This window comes from Sodalis sp. RH20 (genome assembly GCF_047324205.1).
In the GTDB taxonomy this organism is placed as follows: domain Bacteria; phylum Pseudomonadota; class Gammaproteobacteria; order Enterobacterales; family Enterobacteriaceae; genus Acerihabitans.
This window is the reverse complement of the sequence record NZ_CP178733.1, coordinates 69,555-91,743: the sequence shown is the minus strand read 5'-3', so window position 1 is coordinate 91,743 and position 22,189 is coordinate 69,555. Positions and strand designations below refer to the sequence as shown.

Below are 22,189 nucleotides of genomic sequence, written 5' to 3'. Positions count from 1 at the left end.
GAACCGGGCGTTATCAGGCGCCGACGGCGGCGGCCGGTTCCAGCGTGGCCTCAGCCTGGCTGGCGGTATCCGTATAGTCCGGCATCTTGTCGTTATACATATCCAGCAGCTTAAGGGTGACGCCGTTGGTCCAGCCAAAACCGTCCTGCAGCGGATACTCGCCGCCCCCGCCTCCGCCGAGGCCGCTGCCTTCCACCACGTATTTCTCCACCAGCTTATGCTGATTGTTGAACAGCCGCTGCACGTTGCCCAGGAAACGGGTGGCAATATCTTCCGCCAGCTCTTCCAGACCATAATTGCGCAACCCCTCCACCGCGACCCATTGCAGCGGCGCCCAGCCGTTCGGCGCGTCCCATTGCTGGCCGGAAACATTGGTGGTGGTAATCAGCCCGCCCTGTTTGAGCAGCTGATCGCGTATCGTCTGGGCGGTGCGGGTGGCGCGCTCCAGCGGCGCTACCTTGTTATACAAGGGGAAAACCATGGCGGCGGTCAGCTGATCGCGCAGCTTATCCTGGCGCCAGTCGAAGTCGGCGTAATACCCGCCCTCCTCGTTCCACAGGTGCAGGTTAATCGCCTGCTTACGGCGCTCCGCCCGCTGGCTGTAATAGCTGGCGGCATCATGGTTGCCGCTCAGCAGGCTGGCCTTGGCGAGCGTCTGCTCCAGATGGAAGAGCAGCGCGTTCAGATCCACCGGCAGGATGGACGTCGTGCGGATAGACGACAGCGCCAGCGGATCATCGAACCAGCGCGAGCTGAAATCCCACCCCGATGCCGCCCCAGCCCGCAGGTCCCGGTATACTTCCCCCGCCGGGCGATCCGTGGCCTCGCTGGCGGTCACGATATCGTCCATATAGGACTCGGTGCGCGGCGTATCCAGATCATCCCAATAACGGTTAAGCAGCGCGCCGTCTTTCATGCGCACCACCCGTTCGGCGGCGGCGCCGTTCTCCAGCGCGTCGCCTCCCTCCATCCAGTACTGGTATTCTTTTTTCAGCTGCGGCAAATAGTTTTGATAGATGCCGTCCCCTTCCCTGCTCGCCAGCAAATCCACCATCAGGGCAAAAAACGGCGGCTGCGAGCGGCTCAGGTAATAACTGCGGTTACCGTTGGGAATGCGCCCATAGGTATCGATTTCATGGGAGAAATTATCGGTCATATCCACCACCAGCTCCCACTTATCGCATTCGGCCAGGCCGAGCATGGTAAAATAACTGTCCCAATAATAGACTTCGCGAAAGCGTCCGCCCGGCACGACGTAGTCCTTCGGCAGCGGCAGCAGCGAATCATAGGGCCTCACGGTGGAGGTATTGCGGGTCAGCACCGGCCACAGGGTGGTGATATGCTCGCGCAGGGTTTGCCCGTTAGGCGGCACATATTTCACCCGGTCGGTGGGGAATATAAAATTTTTCTCGACAAACGTCCGCAACTTGAAGTTCTTGCGCCGCTTTTTCGCCTGATAATCGGATAATATGGCCGCCGGGGTACGGCGCGGCACCGCATCGGCAAAGGTCTTCTGATCGGAAAATAATTTTGCCGTCTGCACATCGATGTACAACTGCCCCAGTAAGGCATCCGGTCCCTGGCGTACGTTGATATTATATTTATTTTTTTTTGCCAGCGCCGTTGAAAAAACCCGGCCTGACGCGGTACCCAGCGACATGCCCATGGTTAGAAATCTTCTCCAGGCCCACCTGAAAGAGCGTGTAATCATAGGTTAACTCTCCATTTTTATACGCCATCCGGCTAAACTGGCCACGGTCAGCCTTAGCATAACCCGTAGCTGATTTATAACTATAGCCACTCACGCCATAAGCTGGGGCCGGGGAGGCAAATTAGCCGGTGAAATTAGCTGGTTAGCCCGTTTCACGGCCATATTCGGAATTATCGTAACGCCCAGGCGTCCACCGCCGCGTAAACCGGCCGCCGCGCGCGCGCGGGAACACCCTTTCCGCGCCAATAACAGGATAATTACATTCGCTCCCGGCATTTAGCATTAATAACAAAGCCAATATATTTCCAGGTGAAAAATATTTCATTATTCCTGATGCTTTTTTTAATTCACCGTTAATGTGAAGTGAAGCATTTAATAACACTTGTCGTCCACGACCGCAGGTGAAAATATTAACTTACCCTCCGCTATAACAAAGGTTATTTATTATGGCTAATAGAATGATCCTTAATCAAACCTCTTATTTCGGTAAAGGCGCCATCACCCATATCATTGACGAAGCGCGCACCCGCGGCTACCACAAAGCCCTGGTGGTTACCGATAAAGATCTCATCCGCTTTGAAGTGGCCACCCGCGTAACCGATCTCCTTAAACATGCCGGACTGCCCTTCCAGATTTATGATGAGGTGGTGGCGAACCCCACCATAGAGATAGTCCATAAAGGCGTTGCCGCTTTTAAGGCCGCCGGGGCGGATTATCTGATAGCCATTGGCGGCGGGTCGCCGCAGGATACCTGCAAGGCCATCGGCATTATCATCAATAATCCCGAATTTGCCGATGTCCGCAGCCTGGAAGGCGTCGCGGCCACCAAAAAACCCTGTGTGCCGATCCTGGCGGTGCCCACCACCGCCGGCACCGCCGCCGAGGTCACCATCAATTATGTTATCACCGATCGGGAAAACCGGCGCAAATTTGTCTGTGTTGATCCGCATGATATTCCGCTGGTGGCGATTATCGACCCCGATATGATGGCCAGCATGCCCGCCAGCCTGAAAGCCGCCACCGGCATTGACGCCCTGACCCATGCCATAGAAGGCTATACCACCCTCGCGGCGTGGGAACTCACCGATATGTTCCATCTCAAGGCCATAGAAATCATTGCGCGGTCCCTGCGTGATTCCGTACAAGGCAACGCGCGTGGCGTAGAGGATATGGCGCTGGGTCAATATGTCGCCGGCATGGGATTTTCCAATGTCGGCCTTGGGCTGGTGCATGGCATGGCACATCCGCTGGGCGCGTTTTATGATACGCCGCATGGAGTGGCGAACGCGGTACTGCTGCCCACCATCATGGCCTATAACGCGGCGCACACCGGGGAAAAATTCCGCCATATCGCCGTGGCGATGGGCGTTGAAGCAGCGAAGACCATGGATATCGCCCAGGCGCGCGCCGCCGCCATCAATGCGGTCAAACAGCTGTGTCATGATGTGGGCATTCCCGCGTCGCTGCGGGATCTGGGCGTGAAAAAAGAAGATATCGCGCAACTGGCCAAAGCGGCCTTCGCGGATGTTTGCACCGGCGGCAATCCCCGCGCCGCCTCGATTGCCGATATTGAACAACTGTATCAAGCGATTTTCTAACCGCGCCTGAAACCGCCGCCCACCAACACCGGGCTCAATGCAGACGTGTTCAAGGGAGACCGTGCCGATGGGGTCGAATCGGGCGTGCTTTTCCGCCCGACCGAGGCCCCATGGCACGGTATGCCCGCCAACGCCGAACTCAACGCAGACGTGTTCAAGGGAGAGCGTGCCGATGGGGTCGAATCGGGCGTGCTTTTCCCGCCCGACCGAGGCCTCATGGCACGGTATGCCCGCCAACACTCATCTCAAAGCAGCCGTGTTCAAGGGAGAGCGTGCCAATGGGGTCGAATCGGGCGTGCTTTTCCCGCCCGACCGAGCGCCCCATGGCGCGGTATGCCCGCCAACACCCATCTCAAAGCAAACATGTTCAAGGGAGAGCGTGCCGATGGGGTCGAATCGGGCGTGCTTTTCCGCCCGACCGAGGCCCCATGGCGCGGTATGCCCGCCAACGCCGAACTCAACGCAGACGTGTTCAAGGGAGAGCGTGCCGATGGGGTCGAATCGGGCGTGCTTTTCCCGCCCGACCGAGCGCCCCATGGCACGGTAGGCCCGCCAACACCGAACTCAACGCAGACGTGTTAAAGGGAGACCGTGCCAATGGGGTTGAATCGGGCGTGCTTTTCCCGCCCGACCGAGGCCCCATGGCGCGGTATGCCCGCCAACGCCGAACTCAACGCAGACGTGTTCAAGGGAGAGCGTGCCGATGGGGTCGAATCGGGCGTGGTTTCCCCGCCCGACCGAGGCCCCATGGCGCGGTATGCCCGCCAACACCCATCTCAAAGCAGACGTGTTAAAGGGAGACCGTGCCAATGGGGTCGAATCGGGCGTGGTTTTCCCGCCCGACCGAGGCCCCATGGCGCGGTATGCCCGCCAACACTGAATTCAACGCAGACGTGTTAAAGGGAGACCGTGCCAATGGGGTCGAATCGGGCGTGGTTTTCCCGCCCGCCCGAGGCCCCATGGCACGGTATACCCGCCAACACCCATCTAAAAGCAGACGTGTGCAAGGGAAAATACGGCAGGCTAGATCCGCTGCGCGTGATCAGAATGGATCCGGTATTCCATATCGCTCACCCGCTGCCAAACGTCGGCCGGGATATACACCGGCATATTCTCGCAGCCCATGGCGCTAAACAGGGCATCCGTCTCGGATCCGGTAAACATATCGCTGACCGGCTCTTCAGGCTGGGTGACAAACAGACGCTTTAAACGATCGACAATCATCTCGATTCTCCTGGCTGTGGACAAGAAGCCTGACCTTCCAGGGCCGGTTAACCCTGAAACGCTACCCTACCGACTGTATATGACAGTTGTACTGTTATAACCATAAATCACCACCGCGTGAAAGCACTTTTTCACCTAATCTTATACCCCATAAGGCAATACCGCTCCCCCAGACGCCGCCGCTCGCGCCTCTGCGGATAAACCCGCTCGCCGCGCGCGAATGTAACACATCCCATTTGATGAAGGAGGATATAGGAAAAGTGATCAAAGCATAATAAATAATCGTCAAAAAAAACCATACTCCTATTACATCCACGCCCTTGACAATGTATTATAACGATAATTATTTTATAGTGATTTAATTACCCATCACCCTGATGTAATTCGGTATCCTTCCCCGCCAGAAATAGAGTTACTTCACCTGTAAAATAGAAGCACCATATCAATTATTAAGCAAATTTAATTATTTATATCAATATATATTGCAACAGGATTAATTATGATAAAACACCCCATTCTGCTATTAGCGGCGTTATTTTTATTGACCGGCTGCTCGTACGGAAAATATGGCTATGATAAAGACACCCGCGCTAAAGCCGATATGCGTTTTATCGGCATCCCGGCGCTGGCCGGCGCGGTCGGCACCAGCTTTCCCATCGGCGACGGCTACAGCCTCACCGCCAGGCATGTGGCCAAAATCATGATAATGGACGTGGTGGCCTACCACGAGGTCTGTGATATCGCCCTGATCCGCGCCGGCAAGGGCCGGGTGGATTTTCGCCCGGCGGTGGCCGGTGAAAATGTACGCATGTACGGTTATTCGGCGCTGAGCACGCTGCCGGTATCATCGCGCGGCATTGCCTCCTACCAGGATCATTACGACGGCTGTCCCGCCTTCGCCTCCACCTCCGGCGTGGTCCAGGGCATGAGCGGCGGGCCGGTATACGGCGATGACGACGCTGTGGTGGGCGTGGTGATAGCCTATAATAAACGCCTGGGCGTATCGGTGTTTATCCCCTGGCAGTCCATCGACACCTGGGTGGAAGAAAAGCGCGCGACACACCGCACGGCATAATCGCCCCGGCGGGTCGCTTTGATTTGCTCGTATCCCCGCGCCGTTGTAGCATTGTCGGCGTTCTCCTTGCCGAGCCATATCATGCCCAAGCCTAAAAACCCCCGCCCCGTCACCGCGCGCTCCACCCACGGCGTAACCCTCTTTGATGTGGCTAAACTCGCCGGCGTGGCGCCAATTACCGTCTCCCGCGTGATGAACCAGCCCAATCAGGTCAAGGACGCCACCCGGCTCAAGGTACTGCGGGTGATCGAAGAAACCGGCTACGTACGCAACCAGATCGCCGGTTCGCTGGCGTCCAATCGCACGCGCCTGGTGGCGGTGGTCGTGCCCATGCTCACCAACCCGATATTCGCCGACACCTTCCAGGCCATCGCCGCCAGGCTGGCGCAGGCAAATTACCAGGTATTGCTGGGCATTTCCGGCTATCAGGCCGCCCAGGAGCAGGAACTGCTGGAAGTGGTGCTCAGCCGCCGCCCCGACGGCATTATCCTCACCGGCACCATCCATACCGAGGTCAGCCGCAAACGCCTGCGCGCCACCGGCATCCCGGTGGTGGAAACCTGGGACATGACCGACGATCCCATTGATATGCTGGTGGGGTTTTCCCATGAGACCATAGGCCAGCGTGAAGCGCAGCACCTGCTGGCGCAGGGCTACCGCGATTTTGCCCTGATCGAGGTAGACGACCCGCGCGGCATGCGGCGCAGCAACAGTTTTATCCGCCAGTTGGCCCAGCAGGGCATCGCCCCGCTCGACCGCCAGACGTTCCACGGTTTGCCCACCCTGGAACAGGGGCGGCAAGGCCTGGTAAACCTACTGCATCTGCTGCAACGCCCGGCGGTGGCCCAGGCCGCATCCGCCGGGATACGACGGCCGCTTATCCTGGTGTGCACCTCGGATACCCTGGCGCACGGCGTCTTGACCGAGGCCGCCAGCCGGGGGATCGCCATACCCGGCCACATCGCGGTCATGGGGTTCGGCGATATGAATTTTGCCGCCCATACCTTTCCGGCGCTGTCGACGGTTAAAATCGACGGCGCGTATATCGGCCAGCGCGCGGCGGCGGCCTTGCTCGAGCGGTTAAAAGACCCCAACGGCGCACCGCCCGTGGCCATGGATGTCGGTTTTACGCTGGTGGATCGGGATAGCACCGGTCCGCTGATTGACGCGCGATAACGCGGCCCGCGCCGTCAGTCGACGATAAACAGGGTGGCGCCCCGGTCGGTATAGGACCGGTGCGCTTCCGCATTATCCGCCACCTGGTAACTGCTGCCCGGCGTCAGCGTAAAAATACGCCCGTCCGCCAGTTCGGTATGCAACTCGCCGGTGAGGCATAACAGGATATGCCCTTTGACACACCAGTGATCGGCCAGGTAACCGGCGGAATATTCCACCATACGCACGCGGATATCGCCGAAATGACAGGTACGCCAGAGGGCTTCCCCGCGCTCGCCGGCATGGTGCGTGGGGTCCACGCGCGACCAATCCGTGGTGCCGAAGGGAATATCTTTTATCTGCATGACGTCAAGCCCCGGGCCTGGATAAGCGTTTTCAGGCGGATTTCGCCCGCGGCCCGCCCCGGATGGGCGGGCTGTCGTTACGCTACCAGTGTTTCGATATAGCCGGCAATGGCTTTATCCCGGCAGTTGGCAAAGAAATATTCCTTGAATTTAGCCCCGGCGACGGCGCCCTTCAGCAAATCCTGATCGAGATCGGCCAGGATGGACAGCAAATCGCGATAGCTCACCGCTTTCACCGCATCCAGGATCTTTTTATTCCGCTGTTCCGGCACCACGCGCTCCTTGGGATACCCCTGGCCGCCGGCGGTTTCAAACAATTTTTCGAAAATATACTGCAGGTTCAGCTCCGCGCCCCAGCCGAATCCCTTGGCAAACGGCAGGGAGATGGCATTGCCGTCGTTAATCTGGGCAAACATATAGCCGTCGGCGGGATCAATGGCCAGGCCGCAGATCACACCCGGGAAGGAATTGCAGGCCAGCATGGCGCCGGCGCCGGTTCCGCAGCCCGTCACGACATAATCCGCCGCGCCGGAGTTCAGCAATATCGCGGCCAGGATGCCGTTCTGAACGTAGGTCAGCGTCGCCTTATCGTCGGCGGAATACATGCCGTAGTTAAACACCTGGTGACCCAGCGGCTCGACCACCTTGGTCAGGGTGGCGGCGATAAGCTCATTTTTAGCAGCCTGGCTGTTTTCGTTAATCAGTGCGATTTTCATAAAAGCGTTATCCGTAGTCAGTGAAAAGGATGAGGCGAGAATGCCTTGATGTCCTGCGGTCTTCGCTTGGCGGCCAGCCGGGCGACCTGACCGCCTGGCGTTATGATAAAGAAACCGGCATCACTATTCAATAAAATGAAATGCCGTTTTATTTTAGATTATGGCATCCCGGCGCCGGCAAAAACCTCGTTGCCGTCACGCAAAGCGCCGGTCATCGCGCGGCGTCCGGCCCGGCACAAATTAGCTTATGAGGTAATTATAATTTAATTAATGAAAATAATTACAATACCCTCCCATTGGCAACAACCGCGACCGCCGTTTTTGGGTTCTTTATCCCCTTTAATGACAATACTTCCCCAGCGCTCACTGAATTTAAAAAATTATTTTTATATCATCCCTTTTCTATTAAATGCCATGTATCAATGAATTATCCGGGTATTGCCAAGAGAACTATCTTTGTTTATAAGTCATAAGTAACCAGGATGCTCTATTACAAGGAAAATTTATGTTTCGATATATAGATTGTGGACTATCAAATGTCTGGCTAACTAACGGTTATAAGCATAAAGATACTGGAACAAGAACATCTACCGCCATTCAGGATGGGGCGGATTTGCATCGTTTAATCGCCCTGGAGTTAATTAACCGCCGCGGTCCCCTGGTGTCGTCTGAAATGCGTTTCCTGCGTCATGAGATGAATTTATCCCGCCAGTCGCTCGGCCATGAACTGGGCGTGGAAATAGCCTTTATTACCCAGTGGGAACGCAACGATCGCCGCCTGCCCCGCGACGCCGATGTCAATCTGCGCATCCTGTATGCCACCAACCGGTTAACGGATCGCGACACGACGCTCTCGGTCCATTTGCTTGCCGATGACGACTACCCGCCTTCGCCGGTGCCGATGGTGTTTACCTGGGCGGATAGCGGCTGGCGGCTTAGTCCCCCTGCGGCGCGGCCCTGAGGACGCGCGACCTTTCTTGCCGCCGCCGGCGCGGCGCGCAACGACGGGGAGCTACCGCCTCTGCCGGCACGGGCCGGGTTTTCCGCGCCTTTAGCGTGGTTGTGATCCAGCGCACGCTTTATCCCCTGTTAACAGGCCGACATCACCTTGCTGCCGCCGCCGCGCGTGATTATCGTCACATTTACGCGCAACACTTTATGAACCCCCTCACATTTTTCCCATTTATCCTGGCGCACGGGCCGGCGGCGACATTATGCCGGTAGGTTTTATCCCGCCAGGCGTTTAGCCTCTTCACGTCGGGGCAATATCAACGCCCCGGATGCGCCAGGGCATACAGCCGGGCCGGATTCATCATCATGCGGAGGTAAAAGGGATGGGCATCGGCGCTCTCGTCAAGCCAGCGATCGGTTTTTTCCGCGCAGCGCTCCGCGGCGGCGACGGCATCATCCAGCTCGGCGCGCAGCGCGCGGCTGCAGCCGTATTGATGGATAAACCAGTGCAGCTCGATCAGTTGCCGGACGTGGCCGAACAGGCGCGAATACCAGTCCGCCCGTTCCCAGGCCGCCGCCAGGTCACGTGTCCAGGCGGCCGGCAAAGCGGCTTCCTGCAAAAGCGCCTGTGCCATATGCCGCAGATGACGTGCCAGGAACTCCGCCTGCTGCCGTTCAAGACGGCTAAGCTCCCGCTGCGCCAGGCCCGCGGCGTTATCGTCAGCCGGAAACAGCGGCTGGAAAGACTGGCTCCAGTTGGCGCCGCGGGCGTCGGAGTGGATCAGCCGCAGCGCGTCATCCATATCCTGCGGGATCTGGCTGTGGCGATGCATTATCCGCCCCAGCAGATAAGGCGCCTTGCACATCCAGTCATAGCTGGTAAAAAACAGCTGCCGCAGTTTCTGGCGCTGGAGGCTGTCCGGCGGGCGCACCCCGCGGGTCTCGAGCCAGTCGTCGAACAACGTGGCCGCGGCGACCGGCGGCGCGCCGCTTATCATGCGCGCCAGGCCATAAAGATTGCTTTCATTGACCGAGTCCAGGAGCGAGCCGTTGTTGACCCATTCCCAGCTGATACGCACGCTGACGGCCTCCAGCCGCTCGCCAACCACCGCTTGCACCCACCCCAGCCGGCCCTGGATTTCATCAATCAGCAGGCAGGGCAGCAAGGTCCAGCCGTAATCAATGCCCCACAAATCAATATCAAGCCATATCTTGCGCTGCTCAAAGGCGCCGATGGCCGGATTATTGGCAAAGCCGGGGCGATAGTCCACCGCCGTGGCCTTCAGCGAAGCGCGCACATCGGGCGGCAGCCGCGCCAGCGTTTGCTGCAACTGCCGGCGGGGCCAGCTGTCATCGGTGTAATCACGCAGGACCAGTTTTTTATTTTGCCGCCGCAGCTGCAGGTGAAGGGATTGCAGCGGCGCGTGCCACTGCGTTTCATTAAACGCCGGCGTTTGCAGGCTGAGGATCAGTCCGTCAAACAGCGGCAGTTGCGCAAGCGACGCGCTGACCACATCGGTATAAAAATAATACAGGAATTTTTCCCCCTGGCCGGCGTCGTCCGCCAGGGACAGTTCGGGAAATTTATGCTCGATGCGGCCGTCCTGCGGAAAGGCCTCGCCCTGCAGCCACACCGTCAGCCGCCGCGCCCGGCAATAGGCGCTCACGCGCCGCAGGTAGAGCAACGCGCCTTCCCATTCATGCTGCAGATTGGCTTTATCCGCGCCCTGGTAATGGGCCGGGGGCGGGGCCAGCAGCGCCAGGATATTTTGCTGGTGAATCACCAGGCCGGTGAAGCGGTATTTTTCCATCACCGCCGCCATTTCCAGGAAATGCGGCCAGTGCCAGATAAGCGGGGAGTTAATTTCCAGCAGACGTTGCGGCACGGTATTTTCCCTAATCAAGCGGCGCGAAGACAGCAAGGCCGGTCCAGCGGGTATAAAGCATCCGCTTTAGCCTGTCAACAGGCCGGACTTCCAGCGTTGAATCACCAGAAGACAAGACCTCATGTACTGTAATACCAGGAATACGGGAGAACGATAACATGAAAAAATATGCATTGGTCGGCACCGGCGGCCGGGCTGGGCTTTATCTGCAGGCTATCGCCGGGGAATACCGCACCCGGGGCGCGTTTGTCGCCTTTTGCGATACCAACCGCACGCGAATGGAATACGCCAACCGGTTAATCGGCGCCGCTGGCCACGACGGCGTGCCGATGTATACCGCGCTGGAGTTTGATCGCATGATAACCGAAACCCGGCCGGATACCGTCATCGTCACCTCTATCGACCGCACCCACCATCGTTATATCGTGCGCGCCATGGAATTGGGGTGCGACGTTATCAGCGAAAAACCGATGACCATCGACGAGGAAAAATGCCAGGCGATTATCGACGCCATTAACCGTACCGGCAAGAGCCTGCGCGTGACCTTTAACTACCGCTATGCCCCGCATCACAGCAAAATCCGCGAACTGCTTGCCGGCGGCGCTATCGGCGAGGTGTTTTCGGTGCATTTCGAGTGGCTGCTGAATACCCGGCACGGCGCCGATTATTTCCGCCGCTGGCACCGTGATAAACGCAACAGCGGCGGCTTGCTGGTGCATAAATCCACCCACCATTTCGACCTGGTCAACTTTTGGCTGAACAGCGAGCCGGAAACGGTGTATGCCCAGGGAGATCTGCGTTTTTACGGCAAGGATAACGCCGAAAGCCGGGGGGTGGGGCAATTTTATTCCCGCGCCTTCGGGAGCGAGGCGGCGGCCGAAGATCCCTTCGCCCTGCACATGGATCAAAGCGAACCGCTGCGCGAGCTTTACCTCAACGCCGAACATGAGGACGGTTATTATCGCGACAAAAGCGTTTTCGACGACGGCATCAGTATCGAGGATGTCATGGGCGTGATGGTGCGCTATAAAAACAAGGCCATCATGACCTATTCCCTGAACGCCTACCTGCCGTGGGAAGGGCTGAACGTGGTGTTCAACGGCAGCCGGGGCCGGCTGGAGATGAAACTGGTGGAAACGTCTTATGTGAACAGCGGCGGCGAAAAAGAGCTGGAAGGCGCTATCGAGAGCTGCTCTATACGGGTATTTCCGTTGTTCGCCGCGCCTTATGACGTCCCGGTGGATTTCCTGGCCGGCGGCCACGGCGGCGGCGATAAGGTTATGCTGGCGGATGTGTTCGGCGCGCCGGCGCCGGACCCGCTGAAACGCGCGGCCAGCTACCGCGACGGCGCCATGTCCATCCTGACCGGCATTGCCGCCAACCGCTCGCTGCGCACTGAACTGCCGGTACATATTCGCGATCTGGCGGTAAAACTGTAGCCCGGCCGGACCCTGCCGTTTATCGGCCGCAACGATAAAGCCTGGATGGCGTTTTTACCGTTGCGGCAATAAAACCGTCATATTCCCTCTCTATACTCCAGCGAAGATAAAGTCCCAAAGAGGATAATACTATGTACGCCCGCCTGTCCTTAGCGCAGGGGCGAACTTCCGGTCGACGGTCAGCGCCGGAAGGTTTGTCCCGCGCCCTATTTTCCCCCAAGCGCCATTGCCGTAGCATCCCCGCCGCCAGCCGCAGCGCGCCGGCCGTTTGCCTGACGTTTCGCCCGGGGGCCCGGCATGCGCAACCTCAGCGCTAACGACGGCACGCCAATCGTCATCAGCGGACTCAGCCATCAGTTTGGCGGCAAGCGCGTATTAGAGGATATCCATCTGCATGTGCCCGCGGGCACGACCCTGGCCCTGCTCGGACCCTCCGGATGCGGTAAAAGCACTCTGCTGAAATTACTGGCCGGCCTGCTGCAGCCCGCGCGCGGCGAGATCCATTTCGGCCCGCGGCTGATGGCGAGCCACAGCGTCTGTATTCTTCCCGAACAACGCGATATCGGCATGGTGTTTCAGGACTATGCCCTGTGGCCGCATATGAGCGTGGCGCAAAATGTCGCTTTCCCGCTGTGCATGCGCCGGGTGGCGCGCGCCGAACGCCGGCTGCGGGTCGACACCGCGCTGGAGCGGGTCGGCCTGGCCGCCTTCGCCGGACGCAAGCCGTCGGAGCTGTCCGGCGGCCAGCAGCAGCGGGTGGCCCTGGCCCGGGCCATCGTGGCCGAGCCCCGGGTCCTGCTGTTCGACGAACCGCTATCGAATCTCGACCGCGAACTGCGCGAAACGTTATGCGGCGAAATGGCCCGCCTGCTCCGGCAGCTCAGCATTACCGCCGTTTACGTCACCCACGATCGCGGTGAAGCACAACAGCTTGCCCAGCATATCGCGCATATGGCGCAGGGGCGCATCGTCAATTATCACGCCACTTGAACCGGGGAAAACACATGCAGCAGACCACCCACCTTTTATTAAGCCGTATCAGCACAGGAGCTTTATCCATCATGATTGCCGCCGCCACCCTTATGGCCGCCGACGCCCGGGCGCTGACCCTCTATACCGCCGGTCCCGGCTCCCTGGCCAAAAAGCTGGCGGCCGGCTATGAGCGGCAATCGGGGACCAAGGTCGATGTTTTTCAGGCCACCACCGGTAAAGTCATGGCCCGCCTGGAGGCCGAACAGGCCAACCCGCGCGCCGATGTCCTGATTTCCGCTTCATGGGATACCGCGGAAGAACTGCAACAACGGGGATGGCTGCTGGCCTACGGCAGCCCGAACGCCGCCAGCGTGCCGGCGCAGTTTAAAACCGGCTATTATGTGGCGCAGGGCATCTCCGCCCTCGGTATCGTCTGGAACAGCGCCAGCGGTACGCCGGAGCCGCATGACTGGCAAGACCTGGCGCAGCCGGCATTCAGGGATAAGGTGACCACCCCCGATCCGGCGCTGTCCGGCGCCTCGCTGGATTTGCTGATGGGCCTGCAAAATGCCCTGGGCGAGAAAGCCTGGACATTGTTCGGACAGTTAAAGGACAACGGAATGATTATCGCCGGGCCCAATGCCCAGGCGCTGACGCCGGTACTGCAGGGCGCCAGGGCGGCGGTGTTCGGCGCGGTGGACTATGTCGCCTATAACAGCGTGCAGGAGGGCGAGTCGGTGAAAGTGATTTTTCCCTCCAGCGGCACGGTGATCGCCCCGCGTCCGATGATGATCCTGAAAACCAGCACGCAGCCCGATCAGGCCAGGGCTTTTATCGATTATGCGCTCTCCCCGGAGGGGCAACAGTTGGTGGCAGAAGCCTGGCTGATGCCCGCGCGCAGCGATATCAGCGCCAAACGCCCGCTGTTCAGCGATTTGCGGCTGCTGCCGGCGCAGGGCGCCCAGCCCGCCACGCGTGACAAGGTGCTCGACCGGTTCGCCAAACTGTTCGGCCAGCGCTAGGCTTTGCGATGCGCGCTTTTTTCCTGCCGCTGCTGACCCTGGCGGCATTACTGGTGCTGGTGGCGCTGCCGGCGCTGTTTGTGCTGCTGCAGGCCATTTTTCCCCAGCTGGCCGCCGGCTCGCTGGCGCATGCGTTTGGCGCGGTCCCGGCCCTGTGGCAGGACCCGCAGGTGCCCGCGCTGCTCGGCGGCACGCTGCAAACCGGCCTGGGCGTGGCGCTGGCCTGCGCCCTGCTGGGCATTCCCCTGGGCGCGCTGCGCGGGTTGTTTGCCGTGCCGCTGGCGCGGGTCTGGGATGTGCTGATCCTGGTGCCGTTCCTGACGCCGCCCTATATCGCCGGCTTATCCTGGATGCTGGCGTTGCAGCGGCGCGGTTACCTTGAGCAACTGACCGGCCTGCAATTGGATCGGCTCCTGTTCAGCCGCGCCGGCATGGTGCTGGTCATGACGCTGACGATTTTCCCGGTGGTCTATTTTGCGGTGTCGCGCGCCATGGCCGCGGGCGGCCACCGTCTGGCGGACGTGGCGCGGGTACACGGCGCGGGGCCGTGGCGGGCGTTTTGCCTGGTCACCCTGCCGCTGGCGCTGCCGGCCATTTTCGCCGGCCTGCTGCTGGCGTTTACCCTGGCCATCGAGGAATACGGCGTGCCCGCCGCCCTGGGCATGCGCGCCGGTGCGCCGGTGCTGACCGTCGGCATCGAGCGGCGCCTGGCGGACTGGCCCATTGATTTAACCTCGGCATCGCTGCTTTCGTTATTACTGGTGGCGCTGGCGCTGGCGGCTTACGGCATCCAGCGCACCCTGTCCGGCGGCCGTGACGTGGCCATCACCGGCGGAAAACCGGCGGCTATCGCCTCGCGGCCGCTCGGCGTATGGCGCTGGCCGGTGGTGGTGCTGTTCAGCCTGATCGCCGGCCTGGCGGTGGCGGCCCCGGTGGCCGCCATGCTGGCCACCGCGTTTTCCGCCACGGTATCCGGCGGACTGACGCCGGCCAACCTGACGCTGCGCCATTTCGGCAATCTCTTCGCGCAGCACGGCGAGGCGGCCGACGCACTGGCCACCAGCCTGGGCCTGGCGCTCGGCACCGCGCTGTTTACCGGTCTGGTGGGATTGATGGTGGCCTGGCTTATCAACAGCACCCGAGGCCGCGCCACGGCCTGTATCGACGCGCTGTCGCTGCTGCCGGCCGCGCTGCCGGGCGTGGTGGTGGGCGTCGGCCTGATCCTGGCCTGGAACCGGCGTTTCTGGCCGGTAACGCCTTATGATAGTTGGGTTATCCTACTGCTGGCCTACAGTTGCCTGCTGTTGCCTTACCCGGTGCGCTATACGGGAGCCGCGCTGCGCCAGCTCGGATCCAGCCTGGAGCCGGCGGCCAGGGTGCACGGCGCCAGCGCCGCGCGGGCATTGCGCTATATCGTGCTGCCGCTGGTATTTCCCGCGCTGCTGGCCGCGATGCTGATGGTATTTGCCGTCGCGTCCAGGGAACTGGTGACCTCGCTGTTGCTGGCGCCGCCCGGGGTGCAAACGGTATCGGTATTTATCTGGCGCCAGTTCGAGCAAGGTTCGGTAGGCGACGGCATGGCCATGGCCAGTATCGCCATGCTGTTAAGCATGGTGGTCATGCTGACGGCGCTGGCGCTGTTACAGCGTCCGCGCCGCTAGGCCTGCGTGGGGCAACGTCCCGCCCGCCGCCGCGCGGGAATATGAAGGGGTGAAAGCGGGGCTTACTTTTCCTGGCTGCTTTCCAGGCCGAAGCGTTCCGCCAGCTCACGGCGCAGGTTATCGGACTGGCGGCCGAAGATAGCCTGCACCTCCTGGCCGATAACCACGACGCCGAGCGCGCCCAGATGCTGGATCTGGCCGGTATTGACCTTGCCCAGATCCTTGACCTTAACCCGCAGCCGAGTAATACAGGCATCGACATCCACAATGTTTTCCTGCTCGCCCAAGGCGCTAATCAAAGAGGCAATATCCGGATCACGCGGGGCAACGTTATGCTGGTGCGTCAATTTTTCTTTAAAAACACGCATAAACTCTTTGATATTGACCATTCTGGTATCCTTATAAAAGATATCGACAGGCACAAGGCGGACGTGAATCCGTAACCCGCCGCACATACCCGGAAAAACCACTGCTGCACCGGCATATCCTACCGCGATGCCGGGTTGGCGCAAAGCGTGATTCATATCCCATTCCTCTTTTATCGCCACCGGCTTGGAAAAATGTGATCCCCATACGTTTTCCGCCGTCTGGCGCCGGCTGCCGGGCCCTGCCGCGCCGCGCGCATCTCGCCCGCAGGCGTTATTTTCAGCCGCCGTTATTTTTTTACGCCTATACTTTTCAGAAGGTTAAACGAGCAGGTAACCTGGCTATCTTCTTTATCTATCGGCTTTCGAGGTAACGGAAATGGATAACGACCACTTACCCGACGACTATCGCAGCAGGCATTATCCGGTCAAGGAAAATATGCGCTTCCAGCTTTTCGCCTGGAGAATGCAGAATCTCGGCTTTGTGCTGCTGTTTATTTTTATTGCCGCGGCCTGCCTGGGACTGTTTTCCCAAGGCGTACTCAGCAATGCATCCGCGCAATCAGCCGGGGGCAATATGATCCTTGAATATGACCGCTTCGCCCGTAACAGCACGGAGACTCATTTTATAATCCGCATAAAAATCAATAAAGAAAACCAGCTTACCGCCGTCCTGCGCGGCGATATCCTCGATAATTACGATATCGAGTTTATCCAACCCACCCCCGATGTTTCGATTATCAACGATAACGCCCTGACATTAACCCAGCCGATCGCCAAAAAAGACGGCTGGCACAGTATTTACGTCACCCTAAAACCAAATAAAATGGGCTACTTCACCAATACCATCGCACTTTCCGATAATGAAAAAATAACGTTTAACCAATTAGTTTATCCTTAGGGAGAACATCATGGATATGGTATTAAGAGCGGCCTTTATTTACCTGATCCTGATCGTGGTCTTTCGCATATCGGGCAGACGCACGTTGCTTGAAATGAACAGTTTCGATTTTATTTTGCTGCTGATTATCAGCGAAGCCTGCCAACAGGCGATCCTGGGCGAGGATTTTTCGGTGATCGGCGCCACGATTTCCATCGTTACCCTGATAAGCCTTGATTTGGTGCTTTCCTGGCTGAAGGATAAATACCATATTGTCTGGCTGGCCGCCGACGGGCCGCCGCTGCTGCTGGTGGATGACGGCAAGGTGCTGGAGCTGCGCCTCAAGCGGACCAAGATTTCCCATGACGATCTGCTGACCAGCGCGCGCAAATCGGACGGCATCCTGGACCTGGACCAGATTCGTTATGCCATTTTGGAGCAAAACGGCAAAATCACCATTATTCCGAAAAAAGAGTCATAAATCCGTGGCCGCCGGCTAATATCCCTCTCCCGCCGCGTTTATCTCACCCCGCCGTGACTCACGGCGGCATAGCCACGTATAAATATTATTTTTATAATTTTATTATATTTAAATAAAATTAACTTTTTATCAATCAGTCATGCTAAATAATTTTCATCATAGCGTATTGACAGCCGGCGAATATATATTGTTATATAACTTCTGGCAACCGTATTCTCGTCCTCATATCGCTGCCTGTTTAATATTTTAAATTATTTCTGATGTTATTTTGTCATTTAATAACATCCGTGATCGCCGGGGGAAACGTTTTATGGATAAAAACGCAATATCGCATGCAATATTAAGAGAGTATAAAAGCAAGCCTATTAAATGGTTTGTTATTTATTCAGCGAAGTTCTCATTATGGGCCTGCTGGTTAGGCTTATGCGTTTACGGCATTGTGTCCGTGGACCGCTGGCCCATCCGGCTGCTCCTGCAATTGCTGCTGGGGATGGGATTTGCCCATGGCGTGGAATTGCAGCATCAGGCGCTGCACCATACCGGTTTCCGCTCCAGAAAAGCCAATCATGGCGCCGGATTTCTGCTGGGATTGCCGATGCTGGTCTCATATTCAGCCTATCGCGACAGTCATCTGTTTCATCACCGGGCGCTCGGCCGGGCGGATGACGAGGAATTTTTTAAACACGATCTACGCTCCCCGCCGCGGCTGTGGGATAGGATTAGCATTTTTTTTATGTTAAATCATTTTTATTCACAATTAATGAAGTTTATCCACGCCGTAAAAAGACGTCCCTTTCCGGTAAAAATCGCGACCAGTAACCCCCACATCCTGCGCAACGAATATCTTCTGATGGGCGGGATTTTTTTTACCGCCGCCGGCGCATCGCTGGCGGCCGGCAGTGATATTTTTATCCAGTGCTGGCTGCTTCCTCTGCTGTTTTTCGCCGCCCCCATCCATAGCTTAATAGAATTACCCGAACATTACGGCTGCGATAAGTCCAGCGTGCGGGTTTGCGACAATACCCGCACCATCCAGGCCCATCCGCTGATCAGCTGGTATACCAACGGCAATAATTATCACGTTGAACACCACCGCTTCCCCTCATTACCCATGGAACAACTGGCGCGGGTGCACCGGCAAATTAAGGGGGACCTGCGTTATTACAGCGATTCCTACCCGGCGTTTTACCGGCATATCATCAGGCAGGCCTGGCCACGCCCGCGTCGCCGATAAGCCGTATACGCGCGGCGATGTCGCCGGCGCCCATAAAGCCCAGTCGTAAATAAATAGGAATTTATATTGCTGCATATTTTGAACCAAATTCCTATAGTTTGGCGTGGGTTCATCTCATCCGCTAATAAAGACGACTTTCCATCGTTAAAAAAACACGTTAATCTAAAAGAAAATTAAGATGGCCGGCCATGACTTATCCCCACGCTGAAAAACGCGGTCACCGCCGTAGTGGCCGGGCCATCTTGAACCGTTATGGCGCGGTGATATAACCCATGCGGGGATTTTTTTCGCGGCCATCCGTTAATTAACCCAATTCATTAATTACAATAACTAATAAATCGTTAGCTTACATATAAAGAAAAAACAGTGAATAGACCTTTTAAGGCCATATCTTCCGCGGACGACTGGCAAAAACAATTATCCGAGGTTATTTCGGATCCTGATGAATTATTATCATTACTGGGGCTAAGCGATAATCCCCGTCTGCGGCAAGGCCGGCCGGCGCGCCGTCTTTTCCCGCTGCGGGTGCCACGCGGTTTTGTCAACCGCATGGAAAAGGGTAATGAACACGACCCCTTGCTGCGGCAGGTTATCACCGCGGCGGACGAATTTATCGTCACGCCGGGCTATGTCGCCGACCCGCTCGGCGAGCATGACTGCGTGATGCCGGGGCTGTTGCATAAATACCGCAACCGGGCGCTGTTGCTGGTGAAAGGCGGCTGCGCCATCAACTGCCGGTATTGCTTTCGCCGCCATTTCCCCTACCCGGAAAACAGCGGTAACAAGGCTAACTGGCGTAACGCCTTAGCCTATATCCGGGCGCATCCGCAGATCGATGAAATTATCTTTTCCGGCGGCGATCCGCTGATGGCCAGGGATCATGAACTGGCCTGGCTGGCCGACGAACTCCAGGCCATTCCCCATATCCGGCGCCTGCGCATCCACAGCAGGCTGGCGGTGGTGATACCGGCGCGCATTACGGAGCAATTATGCCGGATGCTGGCCGCTTCGCGGCTGCAGGCGATTATGGTGACGCATATCAACCATGCCAATGAGATCGACGCCGACGTTGACGGCGCCATGGGCAGGCTGCGCAACGCCGGGGTGACACTGCTTAACCAGAGCGTCCTGCTGCGCGGCGTCAATGACAGCGCCGATATCCTGGCGGCGTTAAGCAACCGGCTGTTTAACGCCGGTATCCTGCCCTACTATCTTTTTGCGCTGGATAAGGTCGCGGGCGCGGCGCATTTTATGGTGGGCGACGACGAAGCCAGGCGCATTGTCAGTACGCTATCCACCAAGGTTTCCGGCTATCTGGTGCCCCGGCTGACGCGCGAAATCAGCGGAATGCCCAGCAAGATACCGCTGTCTCTCACGCCGCCGTCCTGAACAGACGCGCGCATGAAGATGTTATCAATCCGCCCTGCGGCGGCGCGTATTAGCTATTGTGGTCGAACGTGGCCCGCGCGCGCTCCACTTCGGGCAGGTACTCCACCGTCCATTGGTGCAGCGCCTGGAAAGGCTGTTTTAGCGTATGACCCAGGGGCGTGATTTGATACTCCACCGCGATGGGCGAGGCGGTAATAACGCGCCGCGCCACGATGCCGTTGCGCTCCAGACGCCGCAAACTCTGGGTCAGCGCCTTTTGCGTAATACCATCAAGACGGCGTTTGATAACGTTGAAACGCAACGGCCCGGCGCACAGGGCGGCCAGGATCAGCACCGACCACTTATCCGCAATCTGGTCGAGCAGCATGCGGCTTGGGCAATGCGCCGCGGAAAAAACCGGACAGTGCTCTCCCGGCACGGCGCTGTCGCCGGCATAGCGGATGGCGGTGTCTTCAACTTCCGACATGGTGGTTTCCTTTTGGCTACCTGGTAGCGTCAAAGTGCCTGATTGACTCGCAGTATACATAATATACCATCAAAAGCTTCACGTTAACCGGAGATGATCTGTATGCGCGCACCGCAAGTCGATATCCTGTTCCAGCCTTTGCGAATAAAATCGCTGGTATTGAAAAACCGTATCGTCATGGCCCCCATGACCCGCTCGTTTTCACCTGACGGAGTGCCGGGGGATAACGTAGCCGCCTACTACCGCCGCCGCGCCGAAGCCGATGTGGGGCTGATCCTGTCGGAAGGTACGGCAATCGACCGGCCGGCGGCCAGGAACGATCCGAACGTGCCGTTTTTCCATGGCCAGGACGCGCTGGCCGGCTGGCAACGGGTAATCGATGAAGTCCACGCCGCCGGCGGTAAAATGGGACCGCAGCTGTGGCATGTGGGCGCGGTGGCCAGTTTCCAGACCGAATGGGTGCCCGATGTGCCGGTGGAGAGTCCTTCAGGCCTGGCGGCGCCGGATATGCCCCGCGGCGAGATCATGAGCGACGAGGCCATTGCCGATACCCTTGCCGCCTATGCCCGGGCGGCTGCCGATGCCAAGCGGCTGGGTTTCGATACTTTTGAGATCCACGGCGCCCATGGCTATCTCATCGATCAGTTCTTCTGGTCCGGCACCAACCGGCGTACGGATCGTTTCGGCGGTGCCACCATTAAAGAGCGCGCCCGTTTTGCCGCCGAGGTATTAAAGGAAATGCGCGCGGCGGTCGGGCCTGAATATCCGATTATCCTGCGCGTCAGCCAGTGGAAACAGCAGGATTATGCCGCCAGGCTGGCGACCACCCCGGACGCGATGGCCGATTGGCTGGTACCGCTGGTGGAAGCGGGCGCCGACGTGCTGCACTGCTCGCAACGGCGTTTCTGGCAACCTGAATTCCCGGAGCAGGATGGGGAAAACGGGCTTAACTTCGCCGGCTGGGCGAAAAAATTGACCGGCGCCGCCACCATCAGCGTGGGTTCCGTGGGTTTGTCCGGGGATTTTATCGGCAGCTTTAGCGGGGAAAACGCCAGCCCGGTCGGATTGGATAATCTCATCGGGCGGCTGGAGCGCAATGAGTTTGACCTGATAGCGGTCGGGCGTGCGTTGATAAGCGACCCGCACTGGGCGGCCAAGGTGCGCGCCGGCGATACGGGGAATATGGCGGATTTCACCCCCGCGGCGTTGGGCGAATTATTTTAGCGGGCGGCCCCGCGGTTGCGCGGGGACCGACCAGTTGTTTCCGGTCCCCGCCCGGCAAAGATGCCTGCGCTATGCCTTTATTGTTGTCGTTTATAACACCCGCGCCGCATTAATACCCCGGCATATCGGGTAGAACATTTCTGTATTTTATCCAGGGAATTTAATCTGATAAATGCCGCCCATTTTTACCGCCGCACAAGCCCTATAATATGCGGCTGTTCCCGCCAACCTTTTGATATTAATCGCAACAATAAACTTTTATATAAAATATCGCCATGGCCGCCGCTCATGGTTTGTCTAATTCGCAACGGTATACTAGGCTTATTATTATCAGCCGACTAAGTTAACATCGCTGATTATACCTATAATCCTAAC

20 protein-coding genes are annotated in these 22,189 nt (G+C 58.2%); 13 read left to right on the top strand and 7 right to left on the bottom strand.

Annotated features, from left to right (window positions below; genetic code table 11):
• Nucleotides 1–13: 13 nt before the first annotated feature.
• On the bottom strand, nucleotides 14–1,666 hold the full coding sequence (treA, locus tag ACL2XM_RS00435) for an alpha,alpha-trehalase TreA (protein WP_413732078.1): 1,653 nt from the start codon (nucleotides 1,664–1,666) through the stop codon (nucleotides 14–16).
• A gap of 491 nt (nucleotides 1,667–2,157) precedes the next feature.
• Here treA and fucO point away from each other — a divergent pair, with 491 nt between their 5' ends.
• On the top strand, nucleotides 2,158–3,309 hold the full coding sequence (gene fucO / locus ACL2XM_RS00430; RefSeq protein ID WP_413721278.1) for a lactaldehyde reductase: 1,152 nt from the start codon (nucleotides 2,158–2,160) through the stop codon (nucleotides 3,307–3,309).
• 1,023 nt (nucleotides 3,310–4,332) lie between these two features.
• On the opposite strand, the gene ACL2XM_RS00425 is transcribed toward fucO, so the two are convergent.
• Nucleotides 4,333–4,533 carry a hypothetical protein gene (locus tag ACL2XM_RS00425; protein ID WP_410013822.1) on the bottom strand — a complete coding sequence of 67 codons (201 nt, stop codon included), beginning with the start codon at nucleotides 4,531–4,533 and terminating at the stop codon, nucleotides 4,333–4,335.
• Between the two features lie 499 nt (nucleotides 4,534–5,032).
• Between ACL2XM_RS00425 and ACL2XM_RS00420 the strand changes: the two genes are divergently transcribed.
• The gene (locus ACL2XM_RS00420; RefSeq protein WP_413732076.1) at nucleotides 5,033–5,608 is read left to right on the top strand and encodes a S1 family peptidase; all 576 of its coding nucleotides are present in this window, start codon (nucleotides 5,033–5,035) and stop codon (nucleotides 5,606–5,608) included.
• Nucleotides 5,609–5,689: 81 nt separating this feature from the next.
• Complete coding sequence (locus ACL2XM_RS00415) at nucleotides 5,690–6,784, top strand: LacI family DNA-binding transcriptional regulator (RefSeq protein ID WP_413732074.1); 1,095 nt, start codon at nucleotides 5,690–5,692, stop codon at nucleotides 6,782–6,784.
• Between the two features lie 14 nt (nucleotides 6,785–6,798).
• On the opposite strand, the gene ACL2XM_RS00410 is transcribed toward ACL2XM_RS00415, so the two are convergent.
• Complete coding sequence (locus ACL2XM_RS00410) at nucleotides 6,799–7,128, bottom strand: DHCW motif cupin fold protein (RefSeq protein WP_413732073.1); 330 nt, start codon at nucleotides 7,126–7,128, stop codon at nucleotides 6,799–6,801.
• A 77-nt stretch (nucleotides 7,129–7,205) separates the two neighbouring features.
• Nucleotides 7,206–7,844: an RpiB/LacA/LacB family sugar-phosphate isomerase gene (locus ACL2XM_RS00405; protein ID WP_410013818.1), complete on the bottom strand. Its 639-nt coding sequence runs from the start codon at nucleotides 7,842–7,844 to the stop codon at nucleotides 7,206–7,208.
• Nucleotides 7,845–8,457: 613 nt separating this feature from the next.
• Between ACL2XM_RS00405 and ACL2XM_RS00400 the strand changes: the two genes are divergently transcribed.
• A complete protein-coding gene (locus tag ACL2XM_RS00400) occupies nucleotides 8,458–8,805 on the top strand; it encodes a helix-turn-helix domain-containing protein (protein ID WP_413727788.1) in 348 nt (115 codons plus the stop codon).
• A 307-nt stretch (nucleotides 8,806–9,112) separates the two neighbouring features.
• Here ACL2XM_RS00400 and ACL2XM_RS00395 read toward each other — a convergent pair whose 3' ends face one another.
• The gene (locus ACL2XM_RS00395) at nucleotides 9,113–10,681 is read right to left on the bottom strand and encodes a hypothetical protein (protein WP_410013816.1); all 1,569 of its coding nucleotides are present in this window, start codon (nucleotides 10,679–10,681) and stop codon (nucleotides 9,113–9,115) included.
• A 158-nt stretch (nucleotides 10,682–10,839) separates the two neighbouring features.
• Between ACL2XM_RS00395 and ACL2XM_RS00390 the strand changes: the two genes are divergently transcribed.
• The 4 genes from ACL2XM_RS00390 (at nucleotide 10,840) to ACL2XM_RS00375 (ending at nucleotide 15,775) form a co-directional block, all read left to right on the top strand.
• Entirely contained in the window at nucleotides 10,840–12,120 is a 1,281-nt protein-coding gene (locus tag ACL2XM_RS00390; RefSeq protein WP_413732072.1) for a Gfo/Idh/MocA family protein, read from the top strand.
• A 297-nt stretch (nucleotides 12,121–12,417) separates the two neighbouring features.
• Nucleotides 12,418–13,110 carry an ABC transporter ATP-binding protein gene (locus ACL2XM_RS00385; protein ID WP_413732071.1) on the top strand — a complete coding sequence of 231 codons (693 nt, stop codon included), beginning with the start codon at nucleotides 12,418–12,420 and terminating at the stop codon, nucleotides 13,108–13,110.
• Nucleotides 13,111–13,181: 71 nt separating this feature from the next.
• Complete coding sequence (locus ACL2XM_RS00380) at nucleotides 13,182–14,114, top strand: ABC transporter substrate-binding protein (RefSeq protein ID WP_410016741.1); 933 nt, start codon at nucleotides 13,182–13,184, stop codon at nucleotides 14,112–14,114.
• Between the two features lie 8 nt (nucleotides 14,115–14,122).
• The gene (locus ACL2XM_RS00375; protein ID WP_413732070.1) at nucleotides 14,123–15,775 is read left to right on the top strand and encodes an ABC transporter permease; all 1,653 of its coding nucleotides are present in this window, start codon (nucleotides 14,123–14,125) and stop codon (nucleotides 15,773–15,775) included.
• A gap of 62 nt (nucleotides 15,776–15,837) precedes the next feature.
• Here ACL2XM_RS00375 and ACL2XM_RS00370 read toward each other — a convergent pair whose 3' ends face one another.
• The gene (locus ACL2XM_RS00370; RefSeq protein WP_413721287.1) at nucleotides 15,838–16,164 is read right to left on the bottom strand and encodes a glucose PTS transporter subunit EIIB; all 327 of its coding nucleotides are present in this window, start codon (nucleotides 16,162–16,164) and stop codon (nucleotides 15,838–15,840) included.
• Between the two features lie 355 nt (nucleotides 16,165–16,519).
• On the opposite strand from ACL2XM_RS00370, the gene ACL2XM_RS00365 reads away from it, so the two are divergent.
• The 4 genes from ACL2XM_RS00365 (at nucleotide 16,520) to epmB (ending at nucleotide 20,124) form a co-directional block, all read left to right on the top strand.
• The gene (locus ACL2XM_RS00365) at nucleotides 16,520–17,041 is read left to right on the top strand and encodes a hypothetical protein (protein ID WP_410013811.1); all 522 of its coding nucleotides are present in this window, start codon (nucleotides 16,520–16,522) and stop codon (nucleotides 17,039–17,041) included.
• A 10-nt stretch (nucleotides 17,042–17,051) separates the two neighbouring features.
• Entirely contained in the window at nucleotides 17,052–17,501 is a 450-nt protein-coding gene (locus ACL2XM_RS00360) for a DUF421 domain-containing protein (RefSeq protein WP_410013810.1), read from the top strand.
• A gap of 445 nt (nucleotides 17,502–17,946) precedes the next feature.
• Complete coding sequence (locus tag ACL2XM_RS00355) at nucleotides 17,947–18,735, top strand: fatty acid desaturase family protein (protein ID WP_410013809.1); 789 nt, start codon at nucleotides 17,947–17,949, stop codon at nucleotides 18,733–18,735.
• Nucleotides 18,736–19,101: 366 nt separating this feature from the next.
• Nucleotides 19,102–20,124, top strand: a complete 1,023-nt coding sequence (gene epmB / locus ACL2XM_RS00350; protein WP_410013808.1) for an EF-P beta-lysylation protein EpmB — start codon at nucleotides 19,102–19,104, stop codon at nucleotides 20,122–20,124.
• A 49-nt stretch (nucleotides 20,125–20,173) separates the two neighbouring features.
• Here epmB and ACL2XM_RS00345 read toward each other — a convergent pair whose 3' ends face one another.
• Nucleotides 20,174–20,590 carry a winged helix-turn-helix transcriptional regulator gene (locus ACL2XM_RS00345; RefSeq protein ID WP_410013807.1) on the bottom strand — a complete coding sequence of 139 codons (417 nt, stop codon included), beginning with the start codon at nucleotides 20,588–20,590 and terminating at the stop codon, nucleotides 20,174–20,176.
• Nucleotides 20,591–20,692: 102 nt separating this feature from the next.
• Here ACL2XM_RS00345 and ACL2XM_RS00340 point away from each other — a divergent pair, with 102 nt between their 5' ends.
• Nucleotides 20,693–21,814: an NADH:flavin oxidoreductase gene (locus tag ACL2XM_RS00340; RefSeq protein WP_410013806.1), complete on the top strand. Its 1,122-nt coding sequence runs from the start codon at nucleotides 20,693–20,695 to the stop codon at nucleotides 21,812–21,814.
• Nucleotides 21,815–22,189: the final 375 nt, after the last annotated feature.